Here is a 24771-nt window from a genome sequence, read left to right on the forward strand (position 1 = left end):
GTAGGCGGCCGCGCCCAGCACCGCCGCCGTGATCAGCGCGGCGGCCCAGCCGGGCAGGCCCAGCGCCAGGGCCAGGCCGAGGGCGAGCGCCAGTGCGGCGCCCGCGTACAGGCCGACGGCGCCGGACGCGGCGTACGGCGCGGCCGTGCTCCGCTGCCTGGACGTCTGCTCGCGCAGTTCCTCGCGCACGGCCCCGCGAGCCTCCCCCACGCTCGGCTTCACTCGCGCGGGCGGTGCCCCCACCGCGTCGACCGGCTCCTTGTCCAGGTGCTCCAGATGATCCAAGCGCTTCATTGCCGCCGGGTACCCAGACCCCGGCGCCCGTAACGCCGCGTGCCGCCTCACGGGCGGCGCGCCCTCGAACCGGCCGCCGGACCCGGGATCCGCGCGAAACGATCACCTTCGCGGGCGGCCCCAACTAGGCTCGTGCGCATGGACATTCTGGGAGCCACGCTACGGATCTGCGTCGACGACCTGGAGGCTTCGGTCCCGTTCTACGAAAAACTGGCGGGCGGCCCCGCCCTGCGCTTCGAGCGCGGCGGCGTCTCGGTCGCCGCGGTCGGCTGCTTCCTGCTGATGAGCGGGCCCGAGTCCGAGCTGGAGATCCTGCGCAGCATCGCGGCGACGATCGCGGTGACGGACGTCGACGAGGCGCACCAGGTGCTCACCGACTCCGGTGCCCGCGTCCTGGCGGGGCCGGTGGAGACCCCGGCCGGCCGCAATCTGATCGCCGTGCATCCGGACGGTTCGGTGTACGAGTACGTCGACCGCCGGCCGAGCACCTGAGGGCCCGGGGCGGTGCTTCCAGCGGCCCGTACGCCTCGGACACCTCGCTCTCGGCGTTCAGCGTCCCCGGGCGGGCGCCGGGCCCTGAGCGGAGACCATCTCGGCGGTGATGGCCCAGCGCTCGTGGTCCCGCCAGGCGCCGTCGATGTAGATCATGTCCGGTGAGAAGCCCTCAAGGCGGAAGCCGCAGCGCCGGGCGAGGGCGATGGAGGCGACGTTGCCGGGCTGCACATTGATCTCCAGCCGGTGCAGCCCCATGGGCCCGAACGCGTACCGCACCACGAGGCCCAGGGCCTCCGTCATCAGGCCGCGCCCGGCGGCGTGCGCGAAGGCGCCGTACCCGAGGGCACCGCACAGGAAGCCGCCACGGACGATGTTGTTGATGTTGATGAATCCGGCGATGCCCCCACTGTCCCTCTCGCACACCAGGAACCCGGCCTTGGCCGGGTCCTCGATGAGCCGGCCCGCGTATACGGCGTACGCGTCCGCGTCGGCCGGGGGAAACAGCCATGGATGGTGCAGGTCCTTGCTCTCCCGCGCCCCGGCCGTGAACTCGGGTCCGTCGTCATAGCCGAAGGGGCGTATGCCCACACGAGGGCCTTCGGCGAGATACCCATGGGTCTCGGTCACGCGGCCACCGTACGACACGCGGGGTCCTCTCGCCGCCTCGCGAGGAGCGCCCCGGCCGGCGCCCCGCCGCTGCCTCGTCCCGGCGATCGTCACCGGGCTACGTGAGCGCCGTCCCGTCCAGCGTCAACGTTCCGGCGTCCGCGTCCAGTTCCGCGCCGACACCGAGCGGGATCGTCAGTGCGCCCTCGCCGTGGCCGAAGCCGAACTCCTCCACGACCGGCACCCCCAGTCCGCCGAGCCGGTCGGTGAACAGCTCCCGCAGCCGCTCGTAGGGGCCGCACCGCTCCCACGACCCGAGGACGATCCCGGCGATCCCGTCCAGCAGGCCGGAGCGCAGGAGCTGGGTGAGGGCCCGGTCGATCCGGTAGACGTCCTCTCCGACGTCCTCGATCACCAGCAGCCCGCCCCGGGCGCCGGTCCGCGCGTCGGGTGTGCCCAGGCCGGTCGTGAGCATGCTCAAGCAGCCGCCGAGGGTGACGCCGCGGGCCCGGCCCGGAACCAGTGCGGCGCCCGTGGACGCGATGGTCCGCACGGACTCCGGTTCGAGCAGCGTCGCCCTCAGGTGCTGCTGCGCCCGCGTGCTCTTGAGGAAGTCGAGGGCCGACACCATCGGCCCGTACAGGGTGACCAGGCCCAGGCGGGCGGCGACCGCCTCGTGCAGCGCGGTGATGTCGCTGAAACCGACCAGCACCTTGGGCCCGGCGGCCCGCAGCGCCTCCCAGTCGAGCAGGTCCACCATGCGCTGCGCCCCGTACCCGCCGCGGGCGCACAGCACCGCGGCCACGTCCGGGGCGCACCACGCGGCCTGGAAGTCGGCGGCACGGTCGGCGTCGGTGCCCGCGAGGTAGGGGAAACCGGGGTGCCGGTCCAGCGCATGGGGCGCCACCACGGGCTCCAGGTCCCAGCCGCGCAGGACGTCGAGCCCGGCGGCGAGCCGCTCCTCGCGCACGGGCCCGCTGGGCGCGACGACGGCGACGCGGGCGCCGGGGGCGAGGCGTGGCGGCCGTACGAGGGGTCTCACTTGGCGAGCTCCAGGGTGGGGATGCCGGTCGGGTTCAGCCCGAAGACCTGCGCGTACAAGGACAGTTCGGCCTCCAGGGCCCGCACCATGGTCTCGGCCCGCCTGAAGCCGTGCCCCTCGCCCTCGAAGGCGATGTAGGCGTGCGGGATCCGCCGCCCCTGGAGCCGGGCCAGGAACCGCTCGCACTGCGCGGGCGGGCAGATCGGGTCGTCGAGCCCCTGCAGCAGCAGGAACGGGGCGGTGATCCGGTCGGCGTGGTCGAGGGGCGATCGCTCGGCGTACCGTCCGGGCACCTCGGAGTACGGCCCGACCAGGGTGTCCAGATAGCGCGACTCGAAGTCGTGGGTCTCCCCCGAGCCGAAGCTCTTCAGGTCCAGGACCGGGTAGATGATCGTGCCGCAGGCGTACACGTCGGTCGAGGTGAGCGACACGGCCGTCGTCCAGCCGCCCGCGCTGCCGCCGCGCACCGCGAGCCGGTCACGGTCCGCGGTGCCCTCCTCGGCCAGGGCGAGGGCGACGGCCGCGCAGTCCTCCACGTCGACGACGCCCCACTGTTCGCGCAGCCGGCCCCGGTACTCGCGCCCGTATCCGGTCGAGCCGCCGTAGTCGACCTCGGCGACGCCGATGCCGCGCGAGGTGAAGTAGGCGATCTCCAGGTCGAGGACGAACGCGGCGCGGCCGGTGGGCCCGCCGTGCGCCCACACGACGTACGGCGGCAGCTCGTCGTCCGGCGCGATGTGGCCGGGGTGGTGCGGGGGGTAGATGCGCGCGTGGACCTCGCGGCCCCCGGGGCCGGTGAAGGTGCGGATCTGGGGCTCGGGATAGTAGGCGGGGTCCACGGGATCGTCGTGCGCGGCACCGATCACCCGGGCGCGGCCGGTGCTGGAGTCCAGCTCCACGACCTCGTACGCGCTGCGCGGACTGGCGCCGACGCCGATGATCCGGCTGCCGTGCACGGCGAGCGTGGCGGCGAACTCGGTCCAGGGCCCGGCCGTGTCGACGACCTCGCCGCTGTCCGGGTCGAGGATCCCGAGGAGCCCGGCGCCCTTGCCGTGCACGACGGCGATCAGCCCGTTCTCCAGGGGGGCGAACCACTGCAGTCCGATCTTCCACAGCGGGCCGCCGAACTCCTCCTCACGGGGACACAGTTGCACGCCGTCCCGGTAGAGGTTCCACCAGCCGGTGCGGTCGCCGACGTACAGCAGGGAGCCGTCGGGCGCCCACTCCGCCTGGGCGATCGACTCCTCGGGGCCGCCCGCGACGGCGCGGGGCTCGCGGAGCCTGCCGTCGCCTGCCACCTCCGCGAGCATCAGCTCGGTGCCGTCCCACGGCATGCGGGGATGGTCCCAGGCGAGCCAGCAGGCGCGCCGCCCGTCCGGCGACAGCCGCGGGCCGGTGACGAAACGGTGCCGCTCCTCGGTGAGTTCGCGCACCGCGTCCCGGTCCTGGGCCGCCGAGCCGTCGAGCGGTACGGCGGCCGCCACCCGCCGCACGTCCGAGGGCCCGTCCCCGGTGAACTCCTCCAGGACGCACCAGACCTCGCCGCGCTCCGCACGCACCTGCGGGTCGACCCAGCGCAGTCCGCCGCCCACCGGTGACAGGGGGGTGAGCGGGCGCGGCTCGGCGCCGGGAAGCGCCGGCTCGTACGCGTACAGCCGCTGGTTCGCGAAGTTCACGAACACCACCAGCGGCCCTTCGGGGCGCATCACCCCGGCCCAGGGCCGGCCGCCGTACTCGATGACCCGGCTGCGCACGTTCCACGGCGCGGGCAGCACCGGCTCCTGGCCGCCGTCGGCCGTGCGCCGTACGAGCGTGCGGCGGCCGCCCTCGGTGGGGCGCGGCTCGGTCCACCACACCTCGTCGCCCACGAAGCCCACCGATTCGGGCTGTCCGTCGTGCGCGGCGGCCAGCTCCGCCCCGATGGGCGAGGGCCATGCCCCGTACGCCAGTGTCCGTGCCATCTCCTTCGCTCCCCCCATCAGGCCGTGCGCAGAAAGCGGTCGAGGACGCGGACGCCGAAGTGCAGCGCCTCGACCGGAACGCGTTCGTCGACGCCGTGGAACAGCGCCCCGTAGTCGAATCCCTCCGGCAGCTTCAGCGGCGCGAACCCGTATCCGGTGATGCCGAGGCGCGAGAACTGCTTGGCGTCGGTGCCGCCCGACATGCAGAACGGCACCACGTGCCCTTCGGGTGCGAACTCCCTTACGGCGTCCGCCATCAGGGCGAAGGTCGGCGAGTCCACCGGCGCCTGAAGGGCGACCTCACGATGGTGGAACTCCCACTCCACGTCCGGCCCGGTGAGTTCGTCGAGGGTCGCGCGGAACTCACCCTCGGTGCCGGGCAGATAGCGTCCGTCGACATGCGCGACGGCCTCGCCGGGGATGACGTTGACCTTGTACCCGGCTTTCAGCATGGTCGGGTTGGTGCTGCACCGGACGGTCGGCTCGACCAGCGCGGCAGCCGGGCCGAGCTTCTCGATGAGCCCGTCCACGTCGTCGAGGTCGGGCTTGAGACCGTACAGCGCGGCGAGTTCGGTGAGCGCGGCGCGCACGGTCGGGGTGAGTCTGAGCGGCCACTCATGGGCGCCGATGCGGGCGACGGCGGCGGCAAGCCTGGTGACCGCGTTGCGGGGGTTGACCTTCGAGCCGTGGCCCGCCCGGCCGCGCGCGGTGAGCTTGAGCCAGCCGGTGCCGCGCTCGCCCGCCGCGATCGGGTAGATCTGCCGGCCGCTGCCGTCGTGGAAGGTGAACGCCCCGGACTCGCTGATGCCTTCGGTGCACCCCTCGAACAGGTCCGCGTGCCGGTCCGCGAGGAAGCCGGAGCCGTCCTCCGCGCTGGCCTCCTCGTCGGCGGTGAACGCGATGACGAGATCGCGTCGCGGCCGCACGCCCGTGCGCGCCCAGTCCCGCACGACCGCGAGGACCATCGCGTCCATGTTCTTCATGTCGACCGCGCCCCGGCCCCAGACGACGCCGTCCCGGACCTCGCCGGAGAACGGGTGCACGCTCCAGTCGGCGGCCTCGGCGGGCACCACGTCGAGGTGCCCGTGCACGAGCAGCGCGCCGGCGGAGGGATCGGTGCCCTCGATGCGGGCGACGACGTTCGTCCGGCCCTCGGTGCGTTCCAGCAGGGTGGGCCGCAGGCCGGCCTCGGCCAGCCGCTCGGCCGCGTACTCGGCGGCGGGCCGCTCCCGGCAGTCGCCGCCGCCGCGGTTGGTGGTGTCGATGCGGATGAGGTCGGATGTGAACCGCACGACCTCGTCGAGTGCCTGCCGGTCAGCCATACTGCTCCTCCACCGCGGCCGAGACGATCGTGGTGACCGCCTTGAAGGTACGGATCGCCTCGTACATGGTCCCGCTCGTGTACGCCACCTTGCGTTCCCCGACGCGCTCCGCACCCGGCACCACGGTGGCGGCCATCGCCAGGTGCTCCGCGTCGAACTCCAGTGCCACGGTGAACGGCCCGCCGGCCACCGGCCTGTGACGTACCGCCAGAAAAGCCGCCTCCTTGGCCGCCGCGCGGATGTCGGCGGCGGTCCTGGCCGGGGTGCGGCACACGGCCGCATACCGCGAGACATGGTCCTTGACGGCGACCTTCAACGCCTCGGGCGCGTACCCGAGCGCGTCCTCGCAGGCGACGTCGTCGCCGGTGACCAGGATCACCGGCACACCGTACTCGGCGACCACGTGCGCGTTCAGCAGCCCCTCGCTGGCGCGCACGTCGTTCAGCCACACAGCGGTGATGGAGTTGGCGAGGTAGGTGTGCGCCAGCACCCCCTCCATGCCGGCGCCCGCGTGGTAGCCGACGAAGGCGATGCCGTCCACGTCGCCGCGCTGCACGCCCTCCACCATGGAGAGGGACTTGTGACGGCCCGTGAGCATCTGCGCCCGCTCGTCCAGCCGTTCGAGGAGCAGATTGCGCATGGTCCAGTGCGCCTCGTTGACCAGCACCTCGTCGGCGCCGCCGTCGAAGAAGCCCAGCACGGCGGCGTTCACGTCGGAGGTGAACATCGCCCGGCACCGCTCCCACTGCGGCGTGCCCGGCAGCACGTCCGCGGGCCAGGTGACACCGGTGGCGCCCTCCATGTCGGCGCTGATGAGGATCTTCATGGGCGATTCTGTCCTCTCTGGCTCAGGGAGCCTGGACGGCTCGGTGACGTCCAGTCGTCGGCATCGGTCCCGTCGGCTCTCAGCGGCATCCCTACCCTGTGCCGGCACTTCGCGCTGCGCCTGGTGGCCGGCGCGAGTGGGCAGTGTCTCATTGGCCGCGGTCTCCGCCACGACCCGCCCGGGCCGCACGGTCTCACGGGCCGGCGCCGAAGGTCGTGCGGTACACGCGGGGGCGCGCCTGTCGTCCCGGAAGGCGGAGAGCGGCGTCCGGGTGGGTGGAGCCCGGGCGCAGCCGACCGGCGCAAGTGGCCCCGGCCGACCGAACACAAGGGCGTCTTTAGCCAGCTTGCGAACACTTTCCGGGCCAGTGGAGTTCGCGAGGGAGCGATCGGATGTCCGTACGGGTGTGCGTCATCGGGGCCGGGGTCTGCGGGCTCGCGGCCGCGCAGGTCCTCAGCGAACGGGGTATCCCGTTCGACGTGTACGAGAAGGGCTCCGACATCGGGGGCCAGTGGCGGTTCTGCAACGACAGCGGCACCTCCGCCGTCTACGACTCCATCGAGCTGAACAGCTCCCGGGACATGAGCGGGTTCCCCAAGTTCCCGATGCCCGAGGACTATCCGCTGTTCCCCGGGCATCCGCAGATGCTCGACTACCTGGAGCGCTACACCGAGCACTTCGGCCTGCGCCGGTACATCCGCTTCCGGACCTCGGTGACCGGGGTGGTCAAGGACGGCACCGGATACCTGGTCACACTGGACGACGGACAGACCCACCGCTACTCCCACGTCCTGGTCGCCAACGGCTTCCACTGGGACCCGAAGTGGCCGGAGCCCGCGTACCGGGGCGAGTTCACCGGCACCCAGCTGCACAGCAAGGACTACAAGAGGCCCGACCCGCTGCGCGGCCGGCGGGTGCTGGTCGTCGGATTCGGCAACACCGCCTGCGACATCGCCACCGAACTGTCGGCCGTGGCCGACCGGGTGGTCTCCAGTGCCCGGCGCGGCTTCTGGATCACCCCGAAGTACCTCTTCGGCAGACCCGCCGACAAGGCCAACCTGCCGCTCGCCACGTACGTGCCGCCCTTGGTGCAGAGCCTCCTGCTGACCGCGATGCTCTGGGTGACGCAGGGCAGGATCAGCCGGTACGGCCTGGCGGCCCCGGGTCACCTCGCACTGCGCACCCACCCCGCCACCTGTGAGGGCTACCTGCCGGCGGTCAAGGCCGGCCGGATCGCGGTGCGGCCGGGCATCGAGCGCTTCGACGGCGGCAGTCGGGTGCGGTTCACCGACGGCTCGGTCGAGGAGTTCGACGCGATCGTCTGGTGCACCGGTTACAAGTTCAGCTTCCCTTTCCTGCCACAGGAGTCGACCCCGGTGATGGTCGGCCCGATGCGGCTCTTCCGCCGGATCGTGATGCCGGGTCACGAAAGGATGTTCTTCCTCGGCTTCGCCAAGACGCTGAGCGCCATCACCCCCGTCGCCGAGGCACAGGCCGAATGGACCGCCGACCTGATCGAGGGACGTACCCGGCTGCCCGGCCGGGAGGCGATGCTGGCCGAGATCGCCGCCGACGAGCGGAAGGTGCGCCGGCGCTACTCCGCGACGCCCCGGCTCACCGTCGAACTGGACGTCTACCGCTACCTGCGCCAGCTCCTGCGCGACCGCCGTCACCATCTCGCCGCCGACGGTGCGCCCCTTGTCCACCGCACCACCACCGGCGTCACCCCCGACCCCGACCGCAGCCCGGGCCCGGTCGGATCCCACTGAGCACCCAGGAGACAAAATGACCATCGACCCCACCCCGGCCGAGGCGCACCGCATCTGGGAGAAGTGGATCGCCCTGTGGAACGGCGACCTCTTGGTCGGCAAGGAACTGCTCGCCGAGCGGATCACCGTCCACTCGCCGAAACTGTCGGACAGCATCGACCCGAGCCTGATCGGCGACCGCGACGGCGCCCTCGCCCTGATCGGCGGTGTCCAGGGCATCGCGGACCTGACCTACACCACCGAGGTGGGCCCGGTCGCCGAAGGGGCGTACGTCACCGGCGGCTGGCGGTTCGCCGGCGTCTACCGCGGGGGGCTGCCCGAGGCCACCGCCGCGCCCGGCACACCGGTCGCCAACCGGGGCATCGACATCCTGCGGATCCACGAGGGCCGGGTCGCCGAGTGGTGGAGCGCCGCCGAGAACCTCCGGCTGCTCGCCGCCCTGGGACTGTTCCGTGCGGGCTGAGCGAAGACGTGGCGCACTCGCCGCGAGCGTGGCGGGCCGGCTGATGCGGCTGCCGCCGGCCGTCACCCGGGACGTCCGGGTCACCAGGGGCATACGGGTGCCGATGCGTGACGGCGTCGTCCTGCTCGCCGACCACTACGCGCCGGCCGGCGGCGGCCGGCCGCCGACCCTGCTGGTGCGCAACCCGTACGGCTGGGACCTGCCCATCGGCCTGCTCTACGGCCGGCTGTACGCCGAGCGCGGATACCAGGTGCTGGTGCAGCGCTGCCGGGGAACCTTCGGCTCGGGCGGGACGTTCGAGCCATGGGTCCAGGAGGCCGCCGACGGCCGGGACACCGCCTCCTGGATGAGTGGACAGGACTGGTATCCGGGCGAGTTCGCCACCATCGGGGCCAGCTACCTGGGCTATGTGCAGTGGGCGCTGCTGGACGACCCGCCGCCCGGACTGCGCGGCATGGTGGTCCAGATGGGACCGCACGAGTACGCACGGGTCACCTGGCCGGGCGGCGCGTTCGCCCTGGACACGATGGCCGGCTGGGCATCGATGCTCAGCCACCCGAAGCGCGGACCGGTCCGGGACACCCTGCGCCAGCTGCACGAGAAGCGGAGACTGCGGCGGATCGCCTACCGGGAGCTGCCGCTCGGCCCGGCCGTCGCGCGGGCGCTGGGCCGCGACCACCCGCACCTCGACGCCTGGCTGGCGCACGAGGCCGGTGACGATCCGTACTGGTCCGCGTCCGACCACAGCGCCGGGCTCGCAGGGCACCCGGGCGTTCCCGTGCTGCTCCAGGGCAACTGGTACGACGCCTTCCTGCCGCAGACGCTCCAGCAGTACGCGCTGCTGCGGGCCGGCGGCGCGGCGCCCCGGCTGACCGTCGGACCGTGGACGCACACGGCGATCGGCCGCTGGTGGCCGGCCTTCATGACGGACTCCCTGGACTGGCTCGCCGGAGTCTTTTCCGAGCCCGAGCCCGAGCCCGTCACCGGCCACGGGGTCCGCCCCGGCCGGGAGTTCGTGCCCGAGCGCAGGGCCGTACCCGGATCCGGCCGCGGGGCCGCCGACGGCACCGCTGAGCCGGATCCGGTGCGCCTGTTCGTGCTCGGCGCCGAGGAGTGGCGCGGCTTCGACGCCTGGCCGCCACGGGCGCTCTCCCGGCGCTGGTACCTGCATCCGGGTGGCCGGCTCGACCCTTCCCCTCCGCCGCCGAGCGTCCCCGACCGCTACCGCTACGACCCGGCGGACCCCACCCCGGCCGTCGGTGGCGCATGGACGGGCGCCGGCTGCGGACCGCGGGACAACCGCGCGCTGGAGGCCCGCGCGGACGTACTCACCTTCACCACCGACCCGTTGGAGGCCGACCTGGACGTCGTCGGTGAGGTCTCGGCCGAGCTGTACGTACGCTCCACGCTCGCGCACACCGATTTCTTCGCCCGGCTCTGCGACGTGCACCCGGACGGCCGGTCGGTGGACATCACCGACGGGCTGATCCGGGTGCGGCCCGGCTCCGGTGCCGCCGGTGAGGTCGATACGGACGGAGTGCTCGCGCTCGTCCTCGAACTCGCACCGACCGCCTGCCGGTTCCGGGCCGGCCACCGCATCCGGCTCCAGGTCTCCAGCGGGGCCCACCCCCGGTTCGCCCGCAACCCCGGCAGCGGCGAGCCGACGGCGAGCGCCGTCCGTCTGCTGGCTGCGGAGCAGGAGATCCACCACGATCCGCGGCGGCCCTCGGCGGTCCGGCTCGGCGTGCTTCCGTCCGGCGGCTGATCCCGCGGGCCGTCGCCGTCGGCAACCGCGGCCCCCGCCGCCCGGTCCGGTCCGATCAGCCGACGACCGGAGGCGGATGCGGGCGGGACCCGGCCCGGGGCACGGCCGGCAACCGTGCCCGCGGGATGGTCAGTCCTGCTCGAAATGGCTCGGCCTGCCGTACCGCTCGACCGGGCGGCCGAGGCGTGCGGCCTGGTGGCGGGGCATGAGGGTCCAGGTGCCGTCGGTTCGGCGCAGGGCCGCCGAGTGCCACGGAGTGGTCCAGGCGTCGGGCGCGTGAAGGAGGCGGATGCCGAACTTGGGCGAGCCGAGGGGCTGGGGGTGGATCGACAGGCGGACTGCGTGGGGATGGTGTTCGGCCACCACGTCGCCCCAGGCGCGGCTGCGCTGGATGACGCCGTAGGCGCGCTGCCTGCACTCGCGTTGCAGGGCGGAGCGGGTCCCGGTGAACCCGGCGGTGTCCTCGACGAGGAAACGGGTGATACCGCGGTAGAGGTCGAGGGGCTGGCCGCCGGCGCGGACTTCTTCCCGCAGCGCGTCCAGGGCGGGCGCATGACGGTCATGGATGTGGGCGCGCTTCGCGTCGTGCGGGATGTCACCGAGGACGTCGCGCAGGTCGAAGACGGACAGGTGCTCCAGGTCCTCCTCGGCGATCATTCTTCGCAGGCCGTCGGAGTAGGCGTCGATGTCGGCGTCGGGGACGTTGATGATGTCGCCGAAGACATGGCCGTCGGAGCAGACGATGACGCGGGCGCCGGGCGCGTATATCCCGGCGATCTCCTCGCACAGGCTGTTCAGGAAGCCGAGGGAGAGACGTTCGCCCTGGTCGGGGAGGGTGCCGAGGACCTTGGCCGGGTTGGGTGACTTGCAGGGGAAACCGGGCAGGGCGAAGACGACGGGCCGGCCCTCGCGCACGAAGTCGTCGATCCGGCGCAGTTGGTGGGGGAACGCCTCGGCGGAGGCGGGGGCGGGTCCGGTGGTGCGGTGGTGGGGCAGCAGCAGGTTCAGGATCGAGACGCCGGCACTCGTGGGGAGGCCGTGCGGGGCGGTCGTCGTGGGCATGTCGTTCCTCCGGGAACCAGGGGTGTGTGGGGACTTGAGGGCATGACGGGATGACGCCGCGGCGATGGGCCGGGCGCGGGCGGCCGGTTCGGGGGCGGCCGGTTCACGGACAGCCGGTTCACGGACAGCCGGTTCACGGACAGCCGGTTCGGGGTGGGGCCCTTCGAGGGGCGGGGCGCTGCCGGGGCGGGGCGGCCAGGCGTGGCGGCCGGCCGGGTGACTCCGGTCAGAGGCGCCGGTCGTAGCCGACGGGGAGGCGGCCGGCGCCGCGGCCGAGGACTGCCGGGATCCACTCGATGTCCTCGTCCCCGATGGCGAGGCGGAGGCCGGGCAGCCGCGCCAGCAGCGTGCCGAGGGCGATGTCGAGTTCGGCGCGGGCGAGGGCGGCGCCGGGGCAGAAGTGGATGCCGTGCCCGAAGGCCAGGTGGGGGTTGGGGCTGCGGTCGAGGTCGAGGGTGTCCGGGCCGGGGAAGCGGCGCGGGTCTCGGTTGGCGGCGGACAGGGAGACGATCACCGAGTCGCCCGCCGGGACCTCGGTGCCGTACAGGTCACTGTCCTGGTCGAAGAAGCGCCAGGTGGTGAGCTCGAAGGCGCCGTCGTACCGCAGGAGTTCCTCCACCGCGCGCGGCAGCAGACCGGGCTCGGCGCACAGCCGGGCGAGCTGGTCGGGGTGGCGGAACAGGGCGATCAGCGCGGTGGTGATCTGGTTGGTGACCGGTTCCTGGCCCGCGACGAGGAGCTGGAAGATCATCGAGTCCAGCTCCTCCTGGGACAGTTCGCGGCGGTCACGGGCCGCGACGAGACGGCTGAGCAGGTCGTCGTCCCAGTGTGCGCGTTTGTGGGCCACGACCTCGGTTATGTAGCTCTGCAGTCCGTGCAGCCGCGTCTCGTACCGCGGCCGTCCCGGGTCGCTGGGACCGACCGGCTGGACGACCTTGCCCCAGTCCCGGTCGAAGCGCGCGGCCAGTTCGGGGGGCAGGCCGATGACCTCGGCGAGCACCTGGAAGGGGAAGAGGGCGGCGAAGTCGGCGACGAGGTCGGCGGGACCGGTCGCGGGCAGGGCGTCGACGAGGCTGTCGGCCAGTTCCTGGAAGCGGGGCCGCAGATTCTCGACCCGGCGGGGAGTGAAGGCGTCGGTCACGAACCGCCGCATACGGGTGTGGCGCGGCGGGTCCTGGTGCAGCAGGTGGACCTGGAGCTGGGAGTGCTGGGGTTCGGGCATGATCGAGGCGCGGGCGCGCCAGCGGTCGTTGCCGCGGTCGTGGTCCTTGCCGAGCCGCTCGTCGTTGAGGGCGGCGTGCGCCGCGTCGTAGCCCGTGACGAGCCAGGCGGTCACCCCGCTCGGGAAGAGGACGCGGTGCACCGGACCGTCCTCGCGCATCCGTTCGTAGAGGGGGTAGGGGTTGCTCTTGTACGGGCAGCCGATGAGCGGGACCGGGTCCGGCAGGGTGTCCGGATCGGGGGCGGGCACGGGTTCGTGGAGGGTCATGCGGAACGGCTCCTCAGAGTGCGGGAGGCGGGCTGGTGGGGTTTTGGCCACGGGAAGGGGCCGACGAGTCCTCGGAAGCCGGGGCGGCGGCCCGCTCGTCGCGGACGGCGTGGGGGTGACGTTGCGTCAGGGGTTTACGGCGGGCGCCGTGTCGGTGGTCTTCTCCGACGCCGGGCCGGGCCGGTGTCCGGGCAGGGCGAGCAGAGGTACGGCGAGACAGGCCGCGCAGGCGGCCAGGGCGAGCCCTGCGTGGACGCCGGCGCCGGAACCGGTCGGTCCCAGGGCGACGGTGGCCAGGGCGGGGCCGAGGGTGAAACCGAGGCTGCGGGCGAGCTGGACGGTCGACCCGACGGTCGCGGTCCGGTTACGCGGGACGGTGGTCATGACCAGGGCCTGGGTCGGGCCGCCGTTCAGGCCCATGCCGACGCCCGCCAGAGCCAGCCGCCAGACCACGTCCGCCGGTGACCAGCCGTCTGCCGAGGGGACGAGCAGCAGCAGGCCGACCGTGGTGAGCGCGGCGCCGGTGGCCGCGACCGGCCGGGCGCCGTACCGGTCGGCGAGGCGCCCGCCGAGGGGACCGGCCAGGCCCATGGCGAGCGGGAAGGCCAGGAGGGTCAGACCGGTCGTGGTGGCGCTGAACCCGCCGTCGCGCTGCAGGTACAGGGCGACCACGTACCGCATGGCGGCGAATCCGGCCGCGAGGGCGAGCACCGACCCGTGTGCCCGGAGCAGTCCCGGGACCCGCATGGTCTCGGTCACCGGGCGACCGCCCGGTCCGCGCAGCCACCACCACAGCGGCGGGACCGCGGCGAGCGCGAGCACCAGCCACGGTGTGCCGTCGGACGCCAGGGTCAGCGCCAGCAGCACGACCGCCGTGCCCGAGGACACGAGCAGGGCGTCCGCCGCAGCCCGCCGGTCGGGCCGTTTCAGCCCGCCGTCCCGTGGCATCGCCCGCCAGGCCACGATCAGGGCGAGCACACAGAACGGGATCTTGACGAGGAACACGGAGTGCCAGCCCCAGTGGTCGAGCAGCAGGCCGCCAACGGCCGGTCCGGTCACCGCGCCCAGTGGCCCCAGGGTCGCGGGCACGCTCAAGGCCCGGGCGCGCCGCTCCGGCCGCACCGAGCGGATCGCGAGGACCGGCATCAGCACGAACAGCACCGCCCCGAACGCTCCCTGCACCAGGCGGGCGGCGATCAGCCAGGCCGCCCAGGGAGCTGCGGCGGCCAGCGCGCTGCTCAGGGCGAAGCCGGCGGTCGGGACCAGTACGGCGGAGCGCATCCCCACGCCGTCCAGCCACCGGCCGACGGGCAGCAGCAGGGCCACGACCGGTAGTTGATAGGCCAGCACCGCCCACTGGGCGGTGGCGGCGGACACGTGCAGACCATCGGCGATGTCCGCCAGGGCCACGTTCACGATGTTCATGTCGAGCATCGCCACGAACGACAGCAGGCCCGCGACGGCCACCAGCAGCGGTCTGTCCTCGCCGACGGATATGTGGCCGGGCGGTTCCGAACCGGGACCGTGGTGTGTCACCCTTCTGCCCCTCATCATCGCGGCCGGGCTGCCGGTCGGCAGCCTCGTCCCACAAGTCGTCAGGCGCCGGGGGTGAGTTCCCGGACGCCTCCGACTGCACGTCAAAGTCGTGGCGCCGGCGGTCCCGTGGTGCGGGACAGGCCGGGCAGGCCCCTTCCTCGGGGTCCCGCCCGGCCCTTCGTCATCCGCCGGTGTGCGGCTACGTGTCCCCCGCCGTCCCCGTGCCGGCCGGGCCCTGGTGGTCGAAGGCGATCAGCGGGTCACCGGTCAAGGGGTGGTCGACCACCGTCGCCCGTACGCCGAACACCTCGGCCACCAGCGCGGGCGTGAGGACCTCGCGCGGCGGGCCGGAGGCCACCACGGTCCCGGCGTGCAGGACGTGCAGCCGGTCGCACACCGATGCGGCGGCGTTGAGGTCGTGCAGCGACACCAGCGTCGTACGGCGCCTGGCGCGCAACAGGGCGAGCAGCTCCACCTGGTGACGGATGTCGAGATGGTTGGTCGGCTCGTCCAGCACCAGGACGTCCGGGTCCTGAGCGAACGCGCGGGCCAGCAGGACTCGTTGGCGTTCTCCCCCGGACAGGGCCGTGAACCGCCGCCCGGAGTGCCGGTCCATGCCGACGTCGGCCAGGGCACGGGCGACGATGTCCCGGTCGGCGTCGTCCTCGCCCGCGAACGCCCGTTTGTAGGGCGTACGTCCCATGGCGACGACCTCCCGTACGGTCAACTCGAAGTCGCCGCCCCGCTCCTGCGGCAGGGCCGCCACGTGCCGGGCCGACTCGGTGGGGCTCAGAGCGCGCAGATCGGCGCCGTCCAGCAGCACCCGCCCCGCGCTGGGCCTGAGGTGGCGGTAGACGGTGCGCAGGAGGGTGGACTTGCCGCTGCCGTTGGGGCCGACAAGGCCCGTGATCTCGCCCTCGGCCGCCACCAGATGGGCACCGGCCACGACCGTGCGGCCGGCGTAGTCGACGTGCAGGTCCTCGATGTCGATCCTCAACGGCCGCTCTCCAGACGCCGGTCCAGCAGATACAGCAGGGCCGGCGCCCCCACGAGCGAGGTGACGACGCCGACCGGCAACTCCTGTGTGTCCAGGGCGGTACGGCAGACGATGTCGACCACGACCAGCAGTACCGCCCCCGACAGCGCGGAAAGGGGCAGCAGCCGGCGGTGGTCCCCGCCGACGACCAGGCGGCAGACGTGCGGCACCATCAGGGCGACGAAGGCGATCGCACCCGATACCGCGACCAGGACGCCGGTGAGCACACTGGTCACGGTGAACAGTTCGCGGCGCAGCCGGGTCACGTCGATGCCGAGCCCGGCCGCCGTCTCGTCACCCATCAGCAGGGCGTTCATCGCCCGGGCGCGCGCCTGCAGCCACAGCAGGGCGAGGGGAACGGTGGCCGCCGGCACCGCCAGCAGCGGCCAACTCGCCCCGCTCAGGCTTCCCATGAGCCAGAACAGCACGCTGTGGGTCTGCTGCTCGTCCCCGGCCTGGAGCACGAGGTAGCTGGTGAAGCCGGACAGAAACTGCCCGATCGCCACGCCGGCCAGTACCAGCCGCAGCGGCGCGAATCCCCCGCCGCGCCGGGCCACGGCCCACACCAGCGTGAACGTGCCCAACGCTCCCGCGAACGCCGCCCCGGAAAGGCCCAGACCCAGCGCCCCGCCCGCGCCGAGGCCGAGCACGATCGCGGCGACGGCGGCGAGTGATGCGCCGCTGGAGATGCCCAGCAGGTACGGGTCGGCCAGCGGGTTGCGGACGAGAGCCTGTACGGCCGTGCCGACGACGCCGAGCCCCGCACCGACGAGTGCCGCCAGCAGGGCGCGGGGGACGCGCAGTTGCCACACGATCAGGTCGTCGGTGCCCGGCCGTGGGGCCTCGCCGGACAGCCGCCGCCCCACCACGCCCCACACGTCGCCCGGCGGGATCGACGTGGATCCCCAGGACACCGCGGCCGTGAGGGCGACCAGCAGGGCCACACCCAGGACCAGGGCCGACGGCCCCGCGGGCAGGCCACGCGTCCCGGAGTGCCTCTTCGCCCTGCCGCGCCGCAACGGAGCCAGGACCACGATCAGTCGACCTTGCCGGGGTAGAGGATCGCGGCGATCTTCCGGACCGTGTCGGCGTTCTCGACCCCGGCGATGGTGGTCTGCTCCGAGCCGATGCGCACCAGGTGCCCCTTCTTCACCGCCGTCAGCCCCTTGGTGGCCGCGTTGGTCTCCAGCCACCTCTGTGCCTCGTCGAACGCCTTCTTGTTCGCCGCCTCGCTGCCCCGGTTGCGCACGCCCAGCTGGATCCAGTCCGGGTTCCGGGCGATCACGTCCTCCCAGCCGACCTGCTTGCGGTCGCCGTCGCAGTCGGCGAAGACGTTGCGCGCGCCGGCCAGGCTGATCACCGCGTTGGCGATCTGCCGGTTGCAGACGACGGTGGGCTGCTTGGTGCCGGCGTCGTAGTCGAAGAAGAAGTACGTCGGCCGCTCGCCTTGCGGCGTGTCACCGACCGCCTCGCGGACGGCGGCGACCTGCTTCTCCATCCCGGCGACGAGTTCCCTCGCTGTGGCCCCGGTTCCGGTGACCGCGCCGAGGGAGGTGATGTCGGCCTCGACGCCGGACAGGTCGGTGACCGGGCTCTTGCCCGTCGGCGCGCAGGCGGTGGACTTCAGGTGGATGTGCTTGATCCCGGCCGCCTTGAACTCGGCCTCGGTCGGCGCGTCTCCCATGCCGCCGCCCCCCATGCCGCCCATGGACGCGAAGGTGTCGATGTACAGGTCCGCGCCCGAGCCGAGGAGCTTTTCCTTGGGAATCACGCTCCGGCTGAGCACCTCCACCTTCCGCGCCTGCGCGTCCAGCGCGCCGGGCAGCGTGCCCTTGCCGGGCGGGAAGCCGGTGCCGATGACCTTGTCGCCCGTGCCCAGCCGCAGCAGGAGTTCCAGACTGGAGGCGTTGCTGGTGACGATCTTGCGCGGGGCGGCGGTGAACGTGGTCTTTGCGCCCATGCAGTCGGTGACGGTCACGGGATATCCGCCGGATGCGGACGTGCCGGTCTTCCCCGCACCGTCGTCCCCGGTGCCGGTCCCTCCGCCTCCGCAGCCCGCCGCGAGCACGCCCAACAGGGCTACGCCGGTCGTACCGCTCCACATACGAGAACGCATCGGAACTCTCCAGGATTCACTCGGTCCGCGGGTGACCGTCCGTCACCCGGACCAGTAGTCGGGGCGAGGGTGCCGAGGGTTCCCGTGCGCGGGGCACCGGGCGCGGTTGACCTGACAGGACGTCAACCGGCCGGCGCGAGGCCCGGTTCTCCCCGCGGCGGCCAAGGCGCCGGCGCCCGCTGGAGGGCGGGCGCCGAGAGGGCCGTGGGGAGAGCGGTCGCCGGCGCCCGCGCCGTCAGGCGGCCGCCAGGGCGACCGCCGGATCCGGTTCCTCCGCCTCCGCAAGCAGATCCATGAGGCTTGCCCGGGCGCGGGCCACCCGGGAGCGCACCGTGCCCACCGGGCAGTCGCTCAGCTCGGCCGCCTCCGCGTACGGCAGGCCCAGCATCTGGGTGAGGACGAACGCCTCCCGCCGTTCGTCGGGCAGCGCGGCCAGCAGGTCGAGCAGCGCGATGCCGTCGTCGAAGCCGGGCAGGCCGTGGGGCTGGGCTCGCTCCACGGCCAGTTGCCAGTCCGGTACGTCGGACAGCCGCGGCCGGGCAGCCGCGTGCCGGTGGCTGTCGATGACCGCGCGGCGGGCGATGGACAGCAGCCAGGCACGGGCCGAGGAGCGGCCCTCGAAGCGGTGCAGGCTGCCGAGCGCGCGCAGGAACGTGTCCTGCGCCAGATCGTCGACGGCCTGGGGGTCACCGCACAGGTGGGCCACATAGCGCTGGACGTCGCGGTGCAGGGCGCGGACGAAGTGCTCCACGGCGTCCCGGTCCCCGCCGCGGGCGGCGAGCGCCCAGGCGGTGATCGAGTCGTCGGCCGCCGCTCTCTCTGATGCGCCGGTCTTCTCCGCGTTGTCGGTGTTCTCGGTGTTCTCGCGCGGGGCGAGCAGGGCAGGGGTGATCACCTGGTGTCCTTCTCGGATCATCCGGGTGCGGACCGGCAGGCGCGAGTGCGCGGCGGTCCGCGACCCCGGTGAGTGGGGAGCCGGCCGCACGGGACACGCGCGGGTGTCCCGCGGGTGTGGGCGTACGGCCGGGCCCGAGGGGCGCAGGGGGCCGCCTCGGGACGCCGGCTGTCGTCAGGCGACAGCGGCCCCCGCGGGAGGACCCCGGGAGATGATCGAGTGGACGAGGAGCAGAAGGCGCGGCGCCCTCGCGGCGCGGCGACACCGTACCCGCGGGCGCGGGCGGTGAGCGGGCACGGGCAGCGCGAGCAGCAGGCGCAGGGGTGCGGCCAGCCATCCGGCGACCGCCCTGAGGATGCGGAACACGGCCCGCTCCCCGTACGCCAGCCACAGGCCCGACAGCAGCGCGGCGAGCAGGTGGGCGGCGAGCATGCCGGACGACGAGGAGCCGCCCATGCTGTGCCCGAGGTGGACCAGGGACCCCAGGGAGCCCATGTCCATGGAGCCCATGTCCATCGCGCCCATGTCGTGGCGCATGGAGCCCGTGGCCGTGTCCGCGGACTGCCCGAGGGAGAACGCCGAGTGCAGCACCGCCTGGGCGGCGACCGCGACGGAGACGACGAGCGGTAGCCCGCGCTCACGGCCGGCCAGGGCCCAGCCCACGGTGCCGGTCATCCCGAGGCCGGCCGCCAGCGTCCACCAGGGCACATGGCTGCCCGACATCAGGACGTGGCCCAGAGCGGCGAGCAGCACGCAGACGGCCGCGAACATCGCGGCCCGAATCGTGCGAGCACACCACCCGGCTTTCATGGCGCTCTCATCCTCGCACCCGCCCGCCGGACGTCGTGCGCGGGGTCCGGAAACGGCCGGGATTCGCCCACGGCGGCCGTCAGGGCGCCCGCGGTCACCACCCCGTCGGGGGCCCGGTCACGAGTCGGCCGTCACACGCCGGCCGTCACGAGCCGGGCTCGCCGGGGCGGACCACGACGGCGACCGTCCTGATCCGGCCGCTGCGCTCGAAGTGCAGCGTGAACGGCACCAGCTCGCCGGCATGCCATCCGGATCCCGCCCGCAGCGTCACGTCCACGCCGTGCGGAGCCATGGACAGCTCGCCGCCGGCCGGGACGGTGGCCGAGGCCACCCGGTCCTTGTAGGCCGCCCCGCTCGGGGTCATGCGGTGGCCGCTGAGCGCGATGTCCCCGCCGACGGCCGTCGAGGTGACGGCGACCAGCCTGTCGTCCGCGCCGCCGGAGTTGGAGACGGTGAAGAACGCGGCGGTCTCCGTGCTGTCCCCGTAGGGCAGGAAGACCCGGCCGGCCGTGACGTCGATCCGGGCCGGGCTGCCCGCCTCACCGGCGCCGACCCAGGTGGTCAGGCCGCCCAGGGCGACGCTGCACACGGCGACGGGCGCGAGGGCGGCGAGCAGGGCGTCGGTGAGCCGGCGGCGGGACGGGCGCCAGGGGTGCTGTCCGGTCATCGCGTGCGCCTCCTGACGGGTGACGGCTGCCAGGTGCGCAGCCGCAGGCTGTTGCCGACCACCAGCAGCGAGCTGACCGACATCGCGGCGGCGGCAAGCATCGGGCTGAGCAGCCCCACCAGGGCGAGCGGCACGGTGACGACGTTGTACCCGAAGGCCCACACCAGGTTGGTCCGGATCGTGGCGAGCGCGCGCCGGGCGAGCAGCACCGCGTCCGCCAGTGCCTCGATGTCGCCGCGCACCAGCGTCACGTCGGCCGCGCCGATGGCCACGTCGGTGCCGCTGCCCATGGCGATGCCGAGGTCGGCCCCGGCCAGGGCCGCGGCGTCGTTCACGCCGTCGCCGACGACCGCGACCCGGCGGCCGTCCTCCCGCAGCTTGCGCACGAGGGCGGCCTTGTCCTCGGGTGTGCGGCGGGCGTGCACCTCCTCGATGCCGAGCGCCGCGGCGACGGCCCTGGCGGGTGCCTCCCGGTCGCCGGTGGCCAGCACCGGCCGGACACCGAGGCGCCGCAGCCTGTCCACGGCACGGTAGCTGCCGGGCCGCAGGGCGTCCCCGACCTCGATCAGGGCCTCGGGCACGCCGTCCACCCGCACCAGGACCGTGGTGTGCGCGGCGGCCTCCGCCGCCGGCAGCGCATCCGACAGCGCCGTGGGCAGCTCACCGTCCGGCGCGGCGACCTCGACGAGGCGGCCTTCGACGCGACCGAGGACGCCCCGGGCCGGCACCGCGCCGAACCCGCTGACGTCCGGCAGCGGCAGCTCGGGGCGGGCCCGCCGCGCATGGGCGGCGATCGCCCGGCCCAGCGGATGCTCCGAGCCCTGCTCGACCGCCCCGGCCAGCCGCAGGGCGGCGTCCCGTCCGATCCCGCCGGGCACGGGCGTGACCCGCGCGACGGTCATGTGCCCCGAGGTCAGCGTGCCGGTCTTGTCGAGGACGACGGTGTCGATGTGCTGCAGCCCCTCCAGTGCCTGCGGGCCGCGCACCAGGACGCCGAGCTGGGCACCGCGGCCGGTGGCGGCCAGCAGCGCGGTCGGCGTCGCCAGCCCGAGCGCGCACGGACAGGCCACGACCAGGACGGCCACGGCCGCGGTGACGGCGGCCTGAGGGTCGGCGCCGGCCCCCAGCCAGAACCCGAGGGCGGTGACGGCCAGGGCCAGGACCGCCGGGACGAACACCCCGGCCACCGAGTCGGCGAGCCGCTGTGCCTTCGCCTTCCCGGCCTGCGCGTCGGTCACCAGCCGGGTGATCCGGGCGAGCTGTGTGTCGGCGCCGACGGCCGTTGCCCGTACGAGCAGCAGGCCGCCCGCGTTGACGGCGCCGCCGATCACGGCCGAGCCCGGTCCGACCTCGACCGGCTCGCTCTCCCCGGTGACCAGGGACAGGTCCACGGCGGAGCTGCCCTCCACCACCTCGCCGTCGGTCGCCACCCGCTCCCCGGGCCGTACGACGAAGACCTCGCCGACGCCCAGCCGCTCGATCGGGACGAGGCGTTCCCCGCCGGCGTCGCGGACGGCCACCTCCTTGGCGGCGAGCCGGGCCAGCGACCGCAGCGCCGCCCCGGTGCCGCGCCGGGCCCGTCCCTCCAGGAAGCGGCCGGTCAGCACGAACAGTGGAACGCTGACGGCCGCCTCCAGATACACGTGGGCGGCGCCGTCCGAGGCGGAGGGGAGCAGACTGAGCGGCATCCGCATCCCGGGCCCGCCCGCGCCGCCGAGGAACAACGCGTACGCCGACCAGGAGAAGGACGCGACCACGCCCAGCGACACCAGTGTCTCCATGCTCGCCGCCGAGTGCCGCAGTCCCCGGACCGCCCGCACGTGGAAGGGCCAGGCTCCCCAGACGGCGACCGGCGCGGCCAGCACGAAGCACAGCCACTGCCAGTTGCGGAACTGCAGGGACGGCACCATCGACAGCACGAGCACGGGCACCGCGAGCAGCGCCGTGATCAGGAGCCGGTCGCGCTCCCGCCGGGCGTCCTCGCGGGCCTCGCCGTCGGTGTCCCGCCGCTCCCGGGTCCGGGGAGGCGCGGGAAGCGCGGCCGTGTAGCCGGCCTTCTCGACCGTCGCGACCAGTTCCTCGGGCCGCAGGTTCGCGGGATGGCTCACCCGGGCCAGCCCGGTGGCCAGGTTGACGGTGGCGCTGACCCCGTCCAGCCTGCCCAGCTTCTTCTCCACGCGCGTCACACAGGCCGCGCAGGTCATCCCGCCGACGGTCAGGTCGGTGGTCACGAGGACGGCCTCCGGCTCCCCGCCCATCAGCCGACTCCCCCGTGCCCGTGCCCCATGTCCCCCATGTCTCCCATGTCGCCGCCATGGTCGCCGCCGTCTGCGCCGGTACCGGGGGCGTGCATCCCGGGCGCCACGGGGCCGGCGCCGGCCCCGACGGCGTACGACACCGCGAAGACGAGCGCCAGCAGCAGCAGGAAGCCGGCCAGCGCGGGCGGCGGCACCAGCCTCCGGAGCGTCACCGGCACGCCGGAGGGGGTTCGTCGGGGCTCGTCCATACCGGGTCTCCAGGTCGCCTCGTACGGCGCCGGTCGGATCGAGCCGTACCGCTTCAGGAGTCGGACGGGACGGGGGCCGAGTTCCCGGAGCGACCCTGTGACGCATGTCACCATGACCCCTGCGGTGCTCCGACGAATCAGCAGGATCAGGCGGGTCAGGCGGGTCAGGCGTAGAACGGGGGACGTTCGATCAGGTCGACCCGCGTACGGCGGCCCTCCGACTGGGCGCGGACGCCCGCCTCGCAGACGGCCGCCGCGGCGTAGCCGTCCCAGGCGCTCGGCCCGGTGACCTCGCCGCGCCGAGTGGCGTCGACCCATGCCTGCACCTCGCGGTCGTACGCCTCCTCGAAGCGCTCCACGAAGTCCTGGGCGACGGTTCCGCCCCAGCGGCCGGCCATGGTGGTGACCATGACGTGCCCGTCGCCGATGCGGGCGGTGCCGCACTCGCAGACCACCTCGGCCTGCACCTGGTAGCCGAAGCCGCAGTTGACGAAGATCTCGACGTCGGCGAGTGCGCCGCCCTCGGTCTCCAGGACGACGAACTGCGGATCGGCCAGGCCCTCGGGGGCGTTCGGCGACGGCGCCGGACGCAGCACGGTGACCGCCGTGATCTCCTGGTCGAGCAGCCAGCGGGTGACGTCCGTCTCGTGCACGACCGAGTCGTTGATGAGCATGGCGTCGGTGAAGCCGGGCGGGCTGGCCACGTTGCGGTGGCGGTTGTGCACCATGAGCGGCCGGCCCAGCCGACCGCCGGCCAGCAGCGCCTTGAGCTCGACGTACTCGGGGTCGTAGCGGCGCATGAAGCCGACCTGGACGCGCCGGTGGCCCAGTTTCTGCTCGGCCTGAAGGACCCTGAGCGCCGAGGCCGCGTCGGGGGTGAGGGGCTTCTCGCACAGCACAGGCAGATCGTGCTCGAAGGCCGTGAGCAGGGCGGCCTCGTGGGCGGGGCCCGGGGAGGCGATCAGTACGGCGTCGACGTCGTCGGCGGCCATCGCGGCGGCCGGTTCGGTGTAGGCGGTGCAGCCCTCGACCCCGGCCGCGACGCGCTTGGCCCGTTCCGCGTCGACGTCCACGACGGCGGCCACCCGTGCCCCGCCGGTCACCTGGCTGATGCGGCGCACATGGTCGGCGCCCATCCGCCCCGTCCCGATGACGGCGACTCCGAGCGTTCCACGCTGAGTCATGCTGTGTGGTCGTCCCTTCCGGGATCAGGCGCCGCAGGAGCGGAGGAACGCCCGGGTACGTACGGCGATGGGCAGCGGCTTGTCCGGCGGGCAGGGGTACATGTCCTGCTCGACGATGGCGAACAGGTCGACGCCGAGGCCCTGGGCGGCGGCGAGGACCGGCTCCAGGGCGGGAACGCCGGCCGGGGGCTCGCACATCACACCGCGCTGCACGGCCGGCCCGAAGGGCACCCCGCCCCGGACGACGTCGGCGAGGATCTCCGGGTCGACCTGTTTGAGGTGGAGGTAGCCGATGCGCTCGCCGTAGGTCTCGATGAGCTTGACGCTGTCGCCGCCGCAGTAGGCGTAGTGCCCGGTGTCCAGGCAGAGGCCGACCAGGCCGGAGTCGGTGGCGTCGAGGAAGCGTTCGACGTGCTCCTCGGTGTCGATGTGGGTGTCGGCGTGCGGATGGACGACGATGTCGAGCCCGTAGGTCTCCCTGACCTCGTGGCCGAGCCGCTCCATGCCCTCGGTGAGGTGGGTCCACTGCTCCGCGGTCAGCTCGGGCGGCTCGATGATCTCGGCGGTCTTGTCGTCGCGCCAGAAGGAGGGAATGACCACCAGGTGCCCGGCGTCCATGGCCCGGGTGAGCGCGGCGACCTGGCTCACATGCTCCCAGGTGGACTCCCACACGGCCGGTCCGCGGTGCAGCGAGGTGAAGACGGTGCCGGCGGACACCTTCAGCTTCCGCTTGCCCACCTCGTCGGTCAGCCGCGCCGGATCGGTCGGCAGATAGCCGTACGGACCGAGCTCGATCCAGGAGTAGCCGGCCTCGGCGACCTCGTCCAGGAAGCGTTCCCAGGGCACCTGCTGCGGGTCGTCGGGGAACCAGACGCCCCAGGAGTCCGGGGCCGAGCCGACCCGGATGCGGTCCAGGGCAGGGGTCAT

22 protein-coding genes and 1 pseudogene are annotated in these 24771 nt (G+C 73.6%); 4 read left to right on the forward strand and 19 right to left on the reverse strand.

Annotation, left to right across the window (positions count from 1 at the left end; genetic code table 11):
- Positions 1-294, reverse strand: a pseudogene (locus ACFSL4_RS34040) (hypothetical protein); the annotation flags it as partial.
- A gap of 138 nt (positions 295-432) precedes the next feature.
- On the opposite strand from ACFSL4_RS34040, the gene ACFSL4_RS34045 reads away from it, so the two are divergent.
- The gene (locus tag ACFSL4_RS34045) at positions 433-786 is read left to right on the forward strand and encodes a VOC family protein (protein ID WP_381091536.1); all 354 of its coding nucleotides are present in this window, start codon (positions 433-435) and stop codon (positions 784-786) included.
- A 57-nt stretch (positions 787-843) separates the two neighbouring features.
- On the opposite strand, the gene ACFSL4_RS34050 is transcribed toward ACFSL4_RS34045, so the two are convergent.
- From ACFSL4_RS34050 to ACFSL4_RS34070, 5 genes are all read right to left on the reverse strand, one after another.
- Complete coding sequence (locus ACFSL4_RS34050) at positions 844-1416, reverse strand: GNAT family N-acetyltransferase (protein ID WP_381091538.1); 573 nt, start codon at positions 1414-1416, stop codon at positions 844-846.
- A gap of 97 nt (positions 1417-1513) precedes the next feature.
- The gene (locus tag ACFSL4_RS34055; RefSeq protein ID WP_381091540.1) at positions 1514-2437 is read right to left on the reverse strand and encodes a S66 peptidase family protein; all 924 of its coding nucleotides are present in this window, start codon (positions 2435-2437) and stop codon (positions 1514-1516) included.
- Entirely contained in the window at positions 2434-4398 is a 1965-nt protein-coding gene (locus ACFSL4_RS34060) for a prolyl oligopeptidase family serine peptidase (RefSeq protein ID WP_381091542.1), read from the reverse strand. The genes ACFSL4_RS34055 and ACFSL4_RS34060 overlap by 4 nt, the downstream gene beginning before the upstream one ends.
- Before the next feature lie 17 nt (positions 4399-4415).
- Positions 4416-5720: a M20/M25/M40 family metallo-hydrolase gene (locus ACFSL4_RS34065; RefSeq protein WP_381091543.1), complete on the reverse strand. Its 1305-nt coding sequence runs from the start codon at positions 5718-5720 to the stop codon at positions 4416-4418.
- Positions 5713-6546 carry a M55 family metallopeptidase gene (locus tag ACFSL4_RS34070; protein WP_381091545.1) on the reverse strand — a complete coding sequence of 278 codons (834 nt, stop codon included), beginning with the start codon at positions 6544-6546 and terminating at the stop codon, positions 5713-5715. The genes ACFSL4_RS34065 and ACFSL4_RS34070 overlap by 8 nt, the downstream gene beginning before the upstream one ends.
- Before the next feature lie 392 nt (positions 6547-6938).
- On the opposite strand from ACFSL4_RS34070, the gene ACFSL4_RS34075 reads away from it, so the two are divergent.
- The 3 genes from ACFSL4_RS34075 to ACFSL4_RS34085 are packed head-to-tail and all read left to right on the forward strand — an operon-like array spanning position 6939 to position 10543.
- Positions 6939-8315: a flavin-containing monooxygenase gene (locus ACFSL4_RS34075; RefSeq protein WP_381091547.1), complete on the forward strand. Its 1377-nt coding sequence runs from the start codon at positions 6939-6941 to the stop codon at positions 8313-8315.
- 16 nt (positions 8316-8331) lie between these two features.
- Entirely contained in the window at positions 8332-8778 is a 447-nt protein-coding gene (locus tag ACFSL4_RS34080) for an ester cyclase (RefSeq protein ID WP_381091549.1), read from the forward strand.
- Positions 8768-10543, forward strand: coding sequence for a CocE/NonD family hydrolase (locus ACFSL4_RS34085; protein ID WP_381091551.1), 1776 nt, complete (start codon positions 8768-8770; stop codon positions 10541-10543). The genes ACFSL4_RS34080 and ACFSL4_RS34085 overlap by 11 nt, the downstream gene beginning before the upstream one ends.
- A gap of 129 nt (positions 10544-10672) precedes the next feature.
- On the opposite strand, the gene ACFSL4_RS34090 is transcribed toward ACFSL4_RS34085, so the two are convergent.
- From ACFSL4_RS34090 to ACFSL4_RS34150, 13 genes are all read right to left on the reverse strand, one after another.
- Entirely contained in the window at positions 10673-11605 is a 933-nt protein-coding gene (locus ACFSL4_RS34090; protein ID WP_381091553.1) for an L-tyrosine/L-tryptophan isonitrile synthase family protein, read from the reverse strand.
- A 226-nt stretch (positions 11606-11831) separates the two neighbouring features.
- Entirely contained in the window at positions 11832-13094 is a 1263-nt protein-coding gene (locus ACFSL4_RS34095) for a cytochrome P450 family protein (protein ID WP_381091555.1), read from the reverse strand.
- Positions 13095-13220: 126 nt separating this feature from the next.
- Positions 13221-14630 carry an MFS transporter gene (locus ACFSL4_RS34100; RefSeq protein ID WP_381091557.1) on the reverse strand — a complete coding sequence of 470 codons (1410 nt, stop codon included), beginning with the start codon at positions 14628-14630 and terminating at the stop codon, positions 13221-13223.
- A 199-nt stretch (positions 14631-14829) separates the two neighbouring features.
- Positions 14830-15627 (reverse strand): ABC transporter ATP-binding protein, encoded by a 798-nt coding sequence (locus ACFSL4_RS34105; RefSeq protein ID WP_381091559.1) that lies wholly within the window; start codon positions 15625-15627, stop codon positions 14830-14832.
- On the reverse strand, positions 15624-16694 hold the full coding sequence (locus ACFSL4_RS34110; RefSeq protein ID WP_381091600.1) for a FecCD family ABC transporter permease: 1071 nt from the start codon (positions 16692-16694) through the stop codon (positions 15624-15626). Before ACFSL4_RS34110 ends, ACFSL4_RS34105 begins: the two co-directional genes overlap by 4 nt.
- An 8-nt stretch (positions 16695-16702) precedes the next feature.
- Positions 16703-17782, reverse strand: coding sequence for an ABC transporter substrate-binding protein (locus ACFSL4_RS34115; RefSeq protein ID WP_381091561.1), 1080 nt, complete (start codon positions 17780-17782; stop codon positions 16703-16705).
- Between the two features lie 235 nt (positions 17783-18017).
- Complete coding sequence (locus tag ACFSL4_RS34120; RefSeq protein ID WP_381091563.1) at positions 18018-18677, reverse strand: sigma-70 family RNA polymerase sigma factor; 660 nt, start codon at positions 18675-18677, stop codon at positions 18018-18020.
- Positions 18678-18851: 174 nt separating this feature from the next.
- On the reverse strand, positions 18852-19487 hold the full coding sequence (locus tag ACFSL4_RS34125) for a hypothetical protein (protein ID WP_381091565.1): 636 nt from the start codon (positions 19485-19487) through the stop codon (positions 18852-18854).
- Positions 19488-19632: 145 nt separating this feature from the next.
- A complete protein-coding gene (locus ACFSL4_RS34130) occupies positions 19633-20154 on the reverse strand; it encodes a copper chaperone PCu(A)C (RefSeq protein WP_381091566.1) in 522 nt (173 codons plus the stop codon).
- The gene (locus tag ACFSL4_RS34135; protein WP_381091568.1) at positions 20151-22412 is read right to left on the reverse strand and encodes a heavy metal translocating P-type ATPase; all 2262 of its coding nucleotides are present in this window, start codon (positions 22410-22412) and stop codon (positions 20151-20153) included. Before ACFSL4_RS34135 ends, ACFSL4_RS34130 begins: the two co-directional genes overlap by 4 nt.
- Positions 22412-22660, reverse strand: a complete 249-nt coding sequence (locus tag ACFSL4_RS34140) for a hypothetical protein (RefSeq protein ID WP_381091570.1) — start codon at positions 22658-22660, stop codon at positions 22412-22414. Before ACFSL4_RS34140 ends, ACFSL4_RS34135 begins: the two co-directional genes overlap by 1 nt.
- Positions 22661-22824: 164 nt before the next feature.
- On the reverse strand, positions 22825-23844 hold the full coding sequence (locus ACFSL4_RS34145; protein WP_381091572.1) for a Gfo/Idh/MocA family protein: 1020 nt from the start codon (positions 23842-23844) through the stop codon (positions 22825-22827).
- 24 nt (positions 23845-23868) lie between these two features.
- Positions 23869-24771, reverse strand: a complete 903-nt coding sequence (locus ACFSL4_RS34150; protein WP_381091574.1) for a sugar phosphate isomerase/epimerase family protein — start codon at positions 24769-24771, stop codon at positions 23869-23871.

Origin of the sequence: Streptomyces caeni, assembly GCF_042678285.1 — a bacterium.
In the GTDB taxonomy this organism is placed as follows: domain Bacteria; phylum Actinomycetota; class Actinomycetes; order Streptomycetales; family Streptomycetaceae; genus Streptomyces; species Streptomyces caeni.

Bases quoted from the DNA above. Each gene is read 5' to 3' on its own strand.
- ACFSL4_RS34045 (WP_381091536.1), top strand. From the start codon at position 433: ATGGACATTCTGGGAGCCACGCTACGGATCTGCGTCGACGACCTGGAG.
- ACFSL4_RS34060 (WP_381091542.1), bottom strand. From the start codon at position 4,398: ATGGCACGGACACTGGCGTACGGGGCATGGCCCTCGCCCATCGGGGCG.
- ACFSL4_RS34065 (WP_381091543.1), bottom strand. From the start codon at position 5,720: ATGGCTGACCGGCAGGCACTCGACGAGGTCGTGCGGTTCACATCCGAC.
- ACFSL4_RS34070 (WP_381091545.1), bottom strand. From the start codon at position 6,546: ATGAAGATCCTCATCAGCGCCGACATGGAGGGCGCCACCGGTGTCACC.
- ACFSL4_RS34075 (WP_381091547.1), top strand. From the start codon at position 6,939: ATGTCCGTACGGGTGTGCGTCATCGGGGCCGGGGTCTGCGGGCTCGCG.
- ACFSL4_RS34080 (WP_381091549.1), top strand. From the start codon at position 8,332: ATGACCATCGACCCCACCCCGGCCGAGGCGCACCGCATCTGGGAGAAG.
- ACFSL4_RS34090 (WP_381091553.1), bottom strand. From the start codon at position 11,605: ATGCCCACGACGACCGCCCCGCACGGCCTCCCCACGAGTGCCGGCGTC.
- ACFSL4_RS34095 (WP_381091555.1), bottom strand. From the start codon at position 13,094: ATGACCCTCCACGAACCCGTGCCCGCCCCCGATCCGGACACCCTGCCG.
- ACFSL4_RS34115 (WP_381091561.1), bottom strand. From the start codon at position 17,782: ATGCGTTCTCGTATGTGGAGCGGTACGACCGGCGTAGCCCTGTTGGGC.
- ACFSL4_RS34125 (WP_381091565.1), bottom strand. From the start codon at position 19,487: ATGAAAGCCGGGTGGTGTGCTCGCACGATTCGGGCCGCGATGTTCGCG.
- ACFSL4_RS34130 (WP_381091566.1), bottom strand. From the start codon at position 20,154: ATGACCGGACAGCACCCCTGGCGCCCGTCCCGCCGCCGGCTCACCGAC.
- ACFSL4_RS34135 (WP_381091568.1), bottom strand. From the start codon at position 22,412: ATGGGCGGGGAGCCGGAGGCCGTCCTCGTGACCACCGACCTGACCGTC.
- ACFSL4_RS34140 (WP_381091570.1), bottom strand. From the start codon at position 22,660: ATGGACGAGCCCCGACGAACCCCCTCCGGCGTGCCGGTGACGCTCCGG.
- ACFSL4_RS34145 (WP_381091572.1), bottom strand. From the start codon at position 23,844: ATGACTCAGCGTGGAACGCTCGGAGTCGCCGTCATCGGGACGGGGCGG.
- ACFSL4_RS34150 (WP_381091574.1), bottom strand. From the start codon at position 24,771: ATGACCCCTGCCCTGGACCGCATCCGGGTCGGCTCGGCCCCGGACTCC.